The organism is Streptococcus sp. E29BA (assembly GCF_041807805.1).
Classification (GTDB): Bacteria; Bacillota; Bacilli; order Lactobacillales; family Streptococcaceae; genus Streptococcus; species Streptococcus entericus.
The window spans coordinates 1-13414 of sequence record NZ_JBGTZA010000042.1 but is presented as its reverse complement, the minus strand read 5'-3'; the positions used below and the strand labels follow the sequence as shown (position 1 = coordinate 13414).

5 protein-coding genes are annotated in these 13414 nt (G+C 45.5%); 2 read left to right on the top strand and 3 right to left on the bottom strand.

Going from position 1 to position 13414, the window contains the following annotated elements:
• Window positions 1-200: 200 nt before the first annotated feature.
• The 3 genes from ACERC8_RS08825 to ACERC8_RS08815 form a co-directional block, all read right to left on the bottom strand.
• Complete coding sequence (locus ACERC8_RS08825) at window positions 201-521, bottom strand: hypothetical protein (RefSeq protein ID WP_373659524.1); 321 nt, start codon at window positions 519-521, stop codon at window positions 201-203.
• Between the two features lie 480 nt (window positions 522-1001).
• Window positions 1002-1337, bottom strand: a complete 336-nt coding sequence (locus tag ACERC8_RS08820; protein WP_373659523.1) for a PadR family transcriptional regulator — start codon at window positions 1335-1337, stop codon at window positions 1002-1004.
• Window positions 1338-1480: 143 nt separating this feature from the next.
• A complete protein-coding gene (locus tag ACERC8_RS08815) occupies window positions 1481-7738 on the bottom strand; it encodes a ZmpA/ZmpB/ZmpC family metallo-endopeptidase (RefSeq protein WP_373659522.1) in 6258 nt (2085 codons plus the stop codon).
• 162 nt (window positions 7739-7900) lie between these two features.
• On the opposite strand from ACERC8_RS08815, the gene ACERC8_RS08810 reads away from it, so the two are divergent.
• Both ACERC8_RS08810 and ACERC8_RS08805 read left to right on the top strand, forming a co-directional pair.
• On the top strand, window positions 7901-9598 hold the full coding sequence (locus ACERC8_RS08810; protein ID WP_373659521.1) for a M3 family oligoendopeptidase: 1698 nt from the start codon (window positions 7901-7903) through the stop codon (window positions 9596-9598).
• A 183-nt stretch (window positions 9599-9781) separates the two neighbouring features.
• Complete coding sequence (locus ACERC8_RS08805) at window positions 9782-13342, top strand: ZmpA/ZmpB/ZmpC family metallo-endopeptidase (protein WP_373659520.1); 3561 nt, start codon at window positions 9782-9784, stop codon at window positions 13340-13342.
• The last annotated feature ends 72 nt before the right edge of the window (window positions 13343-13414 follow it).

Below are 13414 nucleotides of genomic sequence, written 5' to 3'. Positions count from 1 at the left end.
CTAGACATAGAGTTCTCCTGTTTTCTTTAGTGTAGAACACTTTATAAATTCTGTCTAGTTTAGTGTAACCGATTCACATCAAAAATACCAAGCCAAGTATCACATTAGTCTTCATGCGCTTATCCTCCTTTTTTCATTATAGCACAAACCTTACCCTGCTTAGCAAGGTAAGGTTTAAATCTCTCCAATAGGAGCTCGTTCTAATCGAGTCCGCGTTCTTGTCGCTGTTTTCTTATCACTACAAATAAGGACAGACCAACCATAGCCAAAACCAGTAAACTTTTGAACCAAAAGCTGCTCAACATATCGACATCTACTCCCCTGCTCTGCCATTGTCCCAAGAAACCGCCAAACCAAAGCGCAAGGGCTGGCAAGAGAAGGAGGCGATAGCTTGGCATCGGCCAGAGTTTGTAAGCGAGAAAGACAATGATGCCCAGTAAAACAACACTGTCCAGTGGACTCGGAATGGTTATGAGCAGACCTGAAGCAGGTAAGTGCTCGATCAAACGAGGGAGAAGCATCCCAAACACCAGACCGTACCAAACTGTTTTCCTATAAGGATTGAACGGAGTTTTATAGAACTTTTTCTTCTTTGGTGATAAACAAAGGCTAGACCTGCCACCATAAGCCCAGCAGTTACGAGTTCCTTTACCATGTCCACTGTCAGTTGCCCTGTTTTGAAAAAAGACAAGAAAAGATTAACAACCATAAAGACAACCGTAAATTCCAAGAAACGTCTCAAAGGGTTTTTAGGACTATTAGCTAATAGCTCATCCGCCATATCTTTGGGCTGGGTACCAAAAAAATCTTCAGCAGTAAGCCCGTCTTTTTCCGCCTCCTACAAATCCCTCGCCATGGTATAAATCTGTTCATAGAGCTTTTCCTCATCACGGGTCAAAGCTGTGGAAATTATGTACTGTTCCAGCTGGTCAAAATAAGCCCTGTTTTCAGGTCGCAATGCCTTGAGGATTTGATTGATCTATTGCTGATAGTGATAGATGTTAGGTCTTTTCATCATATTTTCCTCCGTTAACTTGACTAACTTTATCCACTAATTCTGTCCATTGCTTCCAAAAATCATTCAGGTAAACCCGACCATCCTCCGTCAGCTGAAAATATTTACGGTCAGGTCCATCTGGCGAAGCTCTCATCACACCTGCTATCAAGCCTCTTTTTTCTAACTTTTGCAGCAAAGGATAAATCGTTCCGCCGATAATCGTTGAAAAGCCATGCTGTTTTAGGCGTTGAATAAGTTCATAGCCGTAAATTTCCTCCTGTGCAATGACATCAAGCACACACCCTTCAAGCACTCCCTTAAGTAACTGTGTTTCTGCCATCTTTACTCCTTTCTCATCTAGTATGTTTTACCTATTAGTTGTCTAATGCTAGTATAGCATGTATCAACTAGTTTGTAAAACATAATAGTGATTAAAAATAAAAGGTTTGAAGAATGTCTTCTCCAAACCTTTCAAGTATTCGCCTAGTTGCTGTAAATTGATGTTCTAAAGTCATCTGTCTGACGCAAGTAAGCATTAAAGATTTTCGCCTTCAATTCTTTCACGCGAGAATTGCTAGCGTAAGCGTTATTGTTAGCAGTCACACTAATTGGTGTGCCGGTCAAAAACCTGTTCATATCTTCTCGGGTTGCTTCTGCCATCAGTTGTTTGAGTTGGTCAGCTGATGAAATGGTCACCGTTGCTCCCTTGTAGGTAATGGTGACAGGTTTTAAGCTATTCAGCTTATCTGCTCGTTCTTGGAACATGGCTTTCTTGAAGGCTTTCCAGTCAGAGTATTCGCTACCAAAGACTTGCTCAAAGACCAAACTATCAGTAATCCTACCCACAGTATGGTTTCTCGGCCAAGTCTCGGTCCCTGTGATGCCACGGTCTGTCGCGAGCTGAGCATACTGACCAGAAACATATGGTAGGAAACCGCCCTCGTAGCCTTTGGCAGCCAAGAGTTCAAAGGCCATACGACGGAACATGATGTCTCCGGGCGCCCCGTTTGGATTATCCAAGGCAGAGTAAATCGCTGAGAAGAACGGTACGGTATGGTAGCCATTTCGGGCGTAGTCTCGGCTCGTGCCACTATTAATCGCAAACTCACGGTTGCTCACAATATCATGATCAATTAAATCTGCCACACGGGTCAGGGTCATGCCTTGCCATTCTGCATCCGTAAATTTACGTACACGGTTACCAGCATGAGTTGGAATGCTAAGGTTGACATCTTGAATATAGTCATTTTCAATCTTATGATAGAAAAGACGTTGCTGGTCTTTTGGCAGAGACAAGACGGTTTCAGCCTCAACCTGATCCAGGGTGTACAGCACATCGAACACCCCGCGGAAGTAATCTTTCAAATCATCACTCGTCTGGAAGCGATCTGGAGATAGATTATGATAGCGGTTATCTGCATTTTCTGCAGCCGTACCACGGAAGTCAAAGAGGTTGTTAATGGCAAAATAGTTGGTCTGAGCCGTGTACGGTGCTTGAAGCATGCCCAAGGCGTAGAGCTCAGCTCCTTGTCCAAAACGACGACCGTAACCTCCCAAGTAAATCGCGCCATCAGAATTATGAACCATTTCATGAGTGTGCCCAGAAGCCCCTTCTTCTTCCAACATTTTTAGGATAATGAAGTGGGTGTATGAACCAGTCGCATAAGCACCAGCACCATTGTTTCCAAATTGTGACCACAAAGCTCCATCAATAGGACCAAAGAAGTCCTTAATAGCATCGTTAGTATCGCCAAACATTGGCAACCAACGCCCATTATTCAAGCCTGAACGGTTGATATTGTAACCATCCCAGTTCGGTACCGCTTTGATATTTTTATCCTTAACGGAATCAAGTGACATCCGATACCAAAAGTCAAAATGATCTCGATAGCGGATATTGCTGATATCTACCATGGCCTTAACTCTAGCCAACTCAGCTTCGTAACGGACTGGATCTGTCACCTTCAAGTTCATATCCATGTAGCGGTCAAACATGCCGAAGTTAAGTGTTGACATGTTGGAAATGAAGAAAATACCTTCCCTAGCAGTCAATAGTGGCAAGATAAATTTCTTAGCTTGTCCATCTTCAAGGAGTTTATGGTAGGCGCGCACCTCTGCATCTGGTTTGGCCAGCGAATTTCCTTCAGCCATATAAGCTTTAGATGTTACCTTAAACCAAGTATTCTCATCCATGGAGGTAAAGAGACGACGATAAGCACTGAGGTAGTCAAATTCATCAGCCACACCTGTGTAGGCTTTGGTGATAGTGGCATAAGTATCCAAATGATTAATCAACTTGAGCTGGTCATAGGACTGACCAAGGCTGATTAACCAATCTAAGGTACTAGCTGACTTGCCAAAGAGATCCTGGTGATATAGGATTAGGTCTCTAGCATTGACCTGACCAAAATCAATGTTAAACCAACGGTTGACATAGGACAGTCCCATGATTAAGGCTTCCTTGTTCTTGACGATGTGATCTACCAAGTCGGTTCGATCGGTGGCAATGACATCAGCAGTGGACAAAACTCCCTGCAAGACATTAACTAGATTGCCCTTAATGGCATCAAAGGATTCCTTCAGGTAGAGCTTATCCATCAACTCCTGAGCATTGCCGGTCTTCCCGAGAGCCGTTAGGGTCTCGGGGGCATAATAGTCCACGCCACTCAAGGCTGGCAAGACACGGCTAGCTAGGCTCGGCAGATGACTCAAAATCTGCTCAGGCGTGTAGAGCAAGGACAGACCATCAACTTGGTACTCAGCAACACCCGTCTGCTTAAAGTCTTCAAGATAAGCGACATTATAATAAGCCTTCGTGTCATCCGCAAAGTAGACCATAACCCTGTTAATGGCTTGCTTATCCGTTAGATAATCCGATACAAATCGATCATCTGCCATCGGAATCACGGATACTACCGTCTTGGTCACCAAGTCATGGTCGGCTGCCAAAAGGTTACCGTGTTTGACAATAAATTCCTTGTTATAAAGCGGCATGAATTTCTCAATGTTTTTGTAGGCCAGCACCTTAGAGGCTTGAGCCCCACGAACCGCTTGATAGTCAACATTATAAACATTGAGGTCAATGCCTGAATCTGCCAATGTTACCGTTAGTCCCATGGCGTCTTGCTTAGCCTTAGCAGCTTCAGCCGTGATGCTCGTTGCTGTCTCATCACTTGACCCAGTTGAGACGCCATTAACCGTCACAATATCAAAGACACGCGAAGGTGTATTGGTTAAATTACCAATTGCTAATCGGCCTTTGGCCACCTTGACTTCAGTGATGGTATTAGTAAACTGCGGACTAGCAATCACTTGCCCAACGAGACCTCCGACATAGGCTGAGGTATTTCCGCTGCTGTTATCCAGAACACCCTTGGCCACTAGATTGGTCAGACCTGTTCTAGCATGCTCCAAAACACCAACGGCACCACCAGCACGAGTACCAGCATACTGTCCATTAACCCGAATCGTCGCATCAATGATAGCACCATTGACCTGAGTATTAGACTGCGCATAACCAATTAAACCACCAGTAAAGTTAGCGGTACTGCTGTTTCGAGCGGTGATGTCTCCTTCAAAGGCCACCTGCTCCAAGCGCACATTATTAGCCCGATAAATCAAGCCTCCAACACTGCGGTTGGCCAAGATTGAGCCTTGAACAGCCACATTGCTCACTAGCCCTTCTCCATAGCCATAAGCTGTCTTGGCCAAAGCCCCAATCTCGGCGGCTGCTGGTTGGTTGATAGCCACCTGCTTCAAATCTAAATCGCGGATTTCAAAATTGTTTTGCAGGCCTTCAAAGAGCGGTGCCTTGAGGTTGTAAATGGCATGGTTGTTGCCCAACAGACGACCAAAGAAATTACCAGCGACATAGCTTTTAGCGCCAACAGGGAGAGTATACTCATCTGCCTTCAGGTCCTCATCCAGCTCAAATGTCCCTGTTCGATTGGCCGACAGAGCAGTAACTAGATCAGCAAACGTGCGTATTTTATTGCCTTCACTTGGGACAAACTGGCGCACGTAGAAGGTGTAGTTATCTTGATTCTTACCTAAATCATCGCTATACTGAATCAACTCTGGTGCTGCCGTCACGACCTTGTAGAGTTGTTTACCGTCCTTTTCAACCGCTTCAATGCTATTGACTGACAGGTAAATATCTCGCTGCTGATTAGAATTAACCTTAACATAATAGTCGGTTAGCGCTGTTGGTGCTTCTTTTATCATATCAAGTTGCTTATAGGTGCCATCAGTCTGTTTCTGGAAGAGACCAGCAGACACCACGTGTTTGATTTCCAAGTGCTTGTAGTCCAGCTCAAACTGGCGAATACTCAAGTCCTCTGTTTTAACCCCGTTACCGTCTTCCAAATCATAGGTGAATCTGCCTTTGAGGGTGTAGGTAATGTTCCAATCCAAATCAGACACATCAAATGCATCCATGGTCGATAGGGTAAATTCTCTGACCAGTGCATCACCATTATAAATCGAGATGGTCGCTCCCTTGTAGCTATTGGTTGGATCTTCTAGGGCATAGTTGAGGGTTATTTTCTTGTCCTCATCGAACTCAACCAACTCTTCCAAAATCAGATTTGGCTTGGTCTTATTTTGGATGACGTTGATGGTGACAGGAACCAAATCTGTCGACTGATCAGTATAAGTCACCAAAACGATCCCTGGAACATTCTGACCAACGGTCGATGTTGACGGCTCTGTCGGCCAAGTATAACTAGCCACATTGGTCAAACCTGTCGCCTCAACACTAGCCTCAGCACTCGGGCGTTGACCAACAGAAACTGTTTGAACTGCTGCCGCTGGCATCGGATTCTGACGCTCAGCTTCTGTTCTCACTTTTGTCCCTCGCTTGACAACCGCCTTAACGGGTTGGGTCGTGATTGCCTCAGTCGGGGTACCGACGACTTCTGATGTCTGAACTCCACGAACAGTTTTGTAAACGGTCGTGATGGTCTTCTCACCTGCAACAGCTGGGCTGACCTCTTGGGTCTCTCCCTCGTAAAGGTCTGAGCTATCTTGGTAGTCAATCTCCGGAGTCGTCACTGGAGCTGTCGTCACAACTGTTGTCGTGCCTTCGATTGGCTTGATACCTACAGTAATGACCTTGTCAACTGGCGCAGTCGTCACACGGCTGCTGCTAGTGAGCGGCGAGCCCTCTTTTTGACCTCTCACCGTCGCAAAGGTTTCGGTAATGGTTAGAACACCATCAGCACCTTCTGCCTCGGCACGATAGTCTGTATACTGTTCAGGGTCCTCAACCATACGCTCACCGTGAGCGATTGGCTCCGTACGCTCCTCGGTCACCTGACCTGCAATCGGCTTAGTCCCACGTTTAACAACTGCCTTAACGGGCTGGGTCGTGACCTCCTCAGTAGGTGTGCCTACAACCTCATCCGTACGCTGTCCATCTAGAGTTTTATAAGTGGTCGAAACAATCTTTTCGCCCGAAATCGCTTCGCTAATTAGCTGGGTTTCGCCGACATACAGTTCATCACTGTCGATGTAGTCAACATCAGTAGACACGACTGCCACACGGCTTTCAACAACCTCGACACCCTCGACTGGCGGAGCTGGAGTGACTGGACTGGCCGGTGGTGCTGGTGGCATTGGCGTTGGAGTCGGAAGAACGGTCTCACGAGGTTTAGTCCCTCGCTTAACCTTGGCATTAACAGGTGCGCTGACTAGGGTCTCGACTGGACTGCCGACAATCTCATCCGTACGCTGTCCATCTAGGGTTTTGTAGCTGGTCGAAATAAGCTTCTCACCTGAGACCGCCTCACTAATCAGCTGGGTTTCGCCAACATACAGTTCATCACTGTCGATGTAGTCAACATCAGTAGACACGACTGCCACACGGCTCTCAACAACCTCGACACCCTCGACTGGCGGAGCTGGAGTGACTGGACTGGTCGGTGGTGCTGGTGGCATTGGCGTTGGAGTCGGAATTACAGGGGAAATCGTTGATTCATTCTGACTCAACTGTTCAGAATCTTTACCTGTTGCCTCCTCAGCCTGTGACAGGTCATCTTTTTGACTTTGCTCAATAGGAAATTCGCCCTCTTCCTTTTTATCTACCGGAGAAGTTTTTTGAATTGGAGCTTTATCTGGTTCTAATTCTTCTTGAAAAATGTAATAAGCAAATCGCTGATGGTCTACAAGCTCGGAAAGCTGTTTCGGTCTAGGCAAATGTTCCCCAACCGTCACCACATATTGCTCTGTGAGAAAGTGTTTCAAGGCAGTTTGTAAAGCCTCTGTATCCGTCACAGAAAGTACCGCCCCAGCTAAACCAGTAATAACGATGAGCTGAGCGACTAAGTGCTTATTTTGGCGTTTTACGGCAAGAATCACCCCAATAATCCCTAAACTACCCAAGAGTGTCAGCAAGGTCGTCGCTGTGTCCCCAGTGCTCGGCAGAGACAGCAGACCAGTATCTCTCTTATAAACTAAGACATACGACTGGTTGTCGGTCGCAATTTCCTCTGCAAAATCTTTATCGGTACGTCTAAGTAGGTTTTGTTGCTCAGGCGTTAACTCATCATAGTTGACATAAATATAATCAATGGTCACGGTTTTCTCTGACTGAACTTGTGCTGTTGTTTGCTCATTTGCAGCAACATAACCAGTCTGTAAACCAGCTAATCCTCCAAAGATAGCTATGCCAACAACCGTTGACGCGACAGCAACCTTAAACTTTCTAATCGAAAAACGCAATTGTTTATCATTCCATCCCATGGCATCATTCCTCTTAAGTATTGGTAAGCTTAGGTATTATAGCATAAAACAAAGAGGAAGTCCAACATAAGGTCTTTTAAGGTCTTTTCATGTTTTCTCATTTCAGCGGATGGTTGTCAAATCATCTGAAATACCGTACAATAAAAGAAAAGGAGTTTTTTTATGACATTTATCAACTATACTTACACTCGTCCTGATTACGCTGCAATTAAGGGGCAAATGGCAGAGCTAACTGCCCAGCTTCGTGCAACTCAGACCCTAGAGGACACCAAGGCTGCTATCCGTGCTATCCAGTCTATCCAAGCAGACATCGACACCCAGAGCACCCTCTGCTCCATCCGTCACTCCATCAATGTCAAAGATGACTTTTACAACCAAGAAACCGACTTCTGGAACGAGCATGGACCGCTCTTTGACGAGATTTTCACAGACTACTATAAGGCCGTGCTTGCTAGTTCTTTCCGTGATGATTTGAGCGACCTCTTGCCTGAAACCTTCTTCCTCATGGCAGAAAATAAGCTGGCTACCTTTTCTTCAGCGGCTATCCCTCTTTTCCAAAAGGAAAATGAGCTGGTTGACCGCTACAACAAGCTAATGGCGACCGCTCAGATGGACTTCCAAGGCGGTACTTACAACATCTCTCAAATGGTTCCATTCTATGAAAGTCTAGATCGTGCCACTCGTAAGGAAGCCGTAGACACCGTGACTGCCTACTTTGAGCAACATGAGGCTGACTTTGATAACATCTATGACAAGTTGGTCAAGGTTCGCCATGAGATCGCGACCACTCTAGGTTTTAAGGACTATGTAGAATATGGCTACAAGCTCATGAACCGCTTTGACTACGACCGAGACATGGTCAAGACCTACCGTGAAGAAATCAAGCGTCTGGTGGTTCCGATTGTCAACCAACTCCGTGAACGCCAAGCCAAACGGATTGGATTAAGCGAGCTCAAGCATTACGACCTCGGCCTAGAATTTTTAGCGGGCAACGCCACACCAAAGGGCACCCCTGATGAGCTAGTAGCTGCTGCACAAAGCATGTACAGTGAGCTCTCTAAAGAGACAGGCGAGTTCTTTGACTACTTGGCGGACAACGACCTCTTGGACTTGGTTGCAAAAGACGGTAAGGACACTGGCGGATATTGTACCTACATTCCAAACTACCGCAGTCCCTTTATCTTTGCCAATTTCAATGGTACCAGCGGTGACATCGATGTCTTGACCCATGAGGCAGGCCACGCCTTCCAAGTCTATAACTCTCGCTGGATTTCTGCTGGTGAAGTCCTCTGGCCAACCTATGAATCTTGTGAGATTCACTCCATGTCCATGGAATTTATCACTTGGCCGTGGATGGAGCATTTCTTCAAAGAAGAGGCCAATAAATACCGCTTCAGCCACCTGTCTGGTACCCTCTTCTTCCTACCGTATGGGGTTCTTGTTGATCACTTCCAGCACGACGTCTATGAAAAGCCACACATGACACCTGCCGAGCGCAAAGCCACTTGGAGACGCTTGGAAAAAGAATACCTGCCAAGCAAGGACTACTCTGAATCAGAAGCGCTTGACCGCGGTATTTTCTGGTTCCGACAAGGACACATCTTCTCTAGTCCGTTCTACTACATCGACTACACACTGGCTCAAGTCTGCGCCCTACAATTCTGGAAACGCACGCAGGTGGACAAGAACGAAACAGCCTGGGCAGACTACCTCCACATCTGTCAACTGGGTGGCACCAAGACTTTCCTGCAAATCGTTGCCGCTGCCAATTTACGTTCACCATTTGAAGAAGGGGCATTAGAAGACACCTTGAAAGCAGTAGAAACTTACCTCAATAAGGTCGAGGATAATCAACTATAATATTCAGTTCCGACCTGCCATCCTATTATCCCAAAGATAACCGAATCTCTCACCCATGTTGTCTATTAGATGACATGGGTTTTTGTATTTTTTTGTTTATTTTGCCATTTATTAGCAGACAAAAAACCTTTTTATGATATACTGATAACGCATACAATATCTATATTAAGAAATGAAGAGAGTATGAATTGGACAAACAAAACACTAAGGTTTTCCATTCGTAAATTAAAAGTTGCTGTTGCATCGACCGTTGTCGGTATTGCTACTACAGCTATCGTTGGGCAGAGTTTCCCCGACCATTTAGCCAAATTCGCTCCAACTTGTTCACCAGTGACGGCTCAGGCTGATACTCTGTATGAACAAGTCACCATCACCTATCATTATGTCAATTACACAGATCTCAGTAGTCATGAAAAAGAACAACTGATTGACGGCAAGCAATTCAGCCAAGAAATCGCACGAGCAGACTCCACCTACATCCTCGCTTATCAAGAAAATAAAGGACTTCTTCGACTCCCTAATACTGGCGATCAAGCGCGTCACCTCATCGGGCTATTGGCAGGGTTAGGCATTACTGCTGTTGGGCTTCTACTGACCAAACATGATAAAAAACGGGTGGCTAAGCTCATTATCATTTGTTGTTTGGGCGGGGCAGTCCTCACGACTGCCAATAGCAGAGCCATCGAAGCTGGGCTACAGGCATTTCTGACGGAGACACACCTCGTTACTTTAGGCGAGCAACTACCACAGCCAGAGAGCACTATCAATGGTCAAGGCTTCAGCTACTATTTCCCAGCTAGCAAAATCAACCAAGCTAGCCAACACGAAGATTATTCGCCAGAGGATAAAGCTGAGATAACAAATGAGACTAGGTTAGAAACTGAATCGCCCTCATCATCGGAAAAGGCTCAAAAAGATACAGGTGAAACTAATCAAAATACAAGCAACCCAGTAAGTGAAGAAACAGCTGACCATTCTGATAAACCAGAGACAAATAAACCTCTGGACAAACCTGATGAATCAACCGAGCCTAGTAACAAGCAGGAAGAAACTGAGGAAAACTCAGAAAGCAAGCCTAGTGTCCCTGAAAGTTCCCTTGATAAAAGTCGCTTAGCCATCGCACTGACCGAAGCTCAGCAGCTCGAATCATCACCTTATACCACAAGAAGCTGGAAAAATCTTCAAGATAAACTCATTCAAGCACAAGCTATTCTTCAAGATAGTCAATCAACTCAAGAACAAATTGACGTTTCTGTTCAAACCATTATTCAAGCCATCAGTCTGTTGCAAGTTAAAAAGCAAGTGCCGTCGCTCACTGTAGCGAGTCTTTCTCAGGATAATTTGACTAAGACAGCTACAATAGCCTATCAACTAACAGACCCTGATAATGCTTTTGAAAAGGCCGTCATCCGCGTTTATAAAGACAGCGAACAGGTCGGCGAGTTCTTCGTTTCACAAGAGGAGCTCTCTGGAAAAGTCATTTCATTAGCTGATTACAACACCCCTTATTCACTCCGCACAGTGATGGTCTGTACCACTGACCAGACACCTCAGGCAGAACTGATTGACCGGCGTGAACTCACCTTATCGCTCAAAAAGCTGGAGATTAAAGATGTTGATACCGTGAGCTTACAGACCTATCAAAATGGGCAACTACTGACCATTGATAGCTTCAAAGAGCAGCCGATGCTTGCCCCGTCTGAATATATGGCTCGTGTGAGTTCCAAGCGTTTCAAAGATATTCTCCTACCCATTCAACATATCGAAGAGACCACGCTAAATGGTCAACCAGTTTACAAAGTGACAACAGCTTTTGATCAACTGATCGAAACCAGCGAGGCAGGCAAGTACCGTGAACAGTTCAGTTTCTATGTCGGCAAAAATGCTCCATTAGCTACTAATGTTAATAGACGGCAAACAGACTACACACTTTTGCCTGGTGCTAGCAAAAATCGTGAGATTGCCTATGCTAATACGGAAAAACTCCTACCGTTCTACAATAAAGAAACGATTGTGAATGTCGTCAATCAGATTGACCAGACGGATAAACTCTACACCAACAGGCTTTTGTCTGTCACTCCAATGATCGGCGACAAGCTCATTGCCGATGTCAGCAGGGTACGCACGGAGCTCAACCGTCTCCTGTTGCACTTTGAAGATGATAGCATCAGCTATTTGCCAATAGCCTTCAAGGAAAATTTTGCCAATCCAGCGGTGAGCGAGTACACAATCACAGGAACCAATTTAATTTATACCCCTAATCAGTTTCTATCCAACTATGATAATATCATCGCAGCTGTGTTACCAAGTCTTGAGAACTTAGCTTACAAATCACCAAGCATGTCTAGTGCCCTGGCAATCGACCCTAAATTCGGTAGTTTGTCAGATGCCATGGATAAACTATATCTGGAGGATAGTTTCAACACCATCAAATCTGACCTCCCTAACCAGCTCCGTCAGATTTTGGCAACTGACAGGGTTATGAACACGACAGGGGGTAACTTTGACCAGTATCTGATTGACTACATCCAGAGCAATAAGGAGCGTATCTTGTTAGGTTTGGCTTATTTGAACCGCTGGTATGATCTTGCTCTAACCAATGCTAGCACCCAGCAAACAACAGCTTTGAAAGACATGATAAGCTTCCATCAGGATTTCTTTGGCAAGCCTGTCCACACCTTGGAATGGCTGGTCAATTTGACTGAAGGGAAAGAGGGGTATGAGCTCCTAAATCCTGCCAACCATGTGCGAACTTATGCTGAAAAAATTGCGCCAAATACTGGTAAAACTGACCTGCTCAGCTATTTGACAACGAACCGAAAACTCTTCACCGACTTTACTGATGATAACAGCTGGTTCAAAGCAACAACCAAGGCCTATATCGTTGAGGAAAAATCAAAAGAGCTACCTGACCAAGATGTCCGTGTTTACCATTTGCTATCTAGCGACCGTGAGCAAAACGGTATCCTACCACTGCTAACCGCTAAAGAGGGGATTTACATCATCACCACCATGGGATCTATCTCCTACGGCATGTATGACAGATACATTGACACCAGCAGCAGTCAGTCACGCGCCGAGCAAATTGAGCACATCAAGGAACGGGTTCGCTTGACAGCTGAACGTCAGGCAAGGCATTTTGATGCGTGGTACCGTTTGGCGCCAGCGCGTAGTCGTGACCGCATCATCAAGCCAATGCCTGTATGGGATGGCTACTATGTCAACAACAACCAGAAGTGGTTACCGATGTTCGGTACAGAAGCTAATCAAGCCATTAGGGATTTCTTTGGACCTATCGGAAATCGTGCGTTCTTCCCTTATGGAGCTGGTCAGGGGGCCTTTGCCGATGGCACACGGATTGCCTTTGTTTATGATAAATTACTGGATGATTATGGCGCTTCTGTCTTTACCCACGAAACTGTTCATAATAACGACGGTATAGCCTATCTAGGTGGTTATGACCGACGAGCTGGTATGGGAGCTGAAAACTATGCACTGGGGCTCTTACAATCAAGCTCTTACTTCCTCCATGCTGAGGATGCATTAACCTATAACCTCATCTTTGATTTTAGCAAACTCAAGGAATATGAACAGGCTAGACGCTATGTCAATGTCTCGCCAGACCGCTTCAAACAGGCTAGTGATTTGAAAGGCTACATGAGTAGTGTCTTTGATGTGCTTTATACCCTAGACTATGCTGAGGCAGAGGCTGTTCTCAAACAACCTCGCGATATAATCAAGTGAAAAGGCACCCCTTTTCTGTACAATTTTTATAAAGTGTTTTTGTTAAGCGATAACTCGCTTAACCATAGGTGT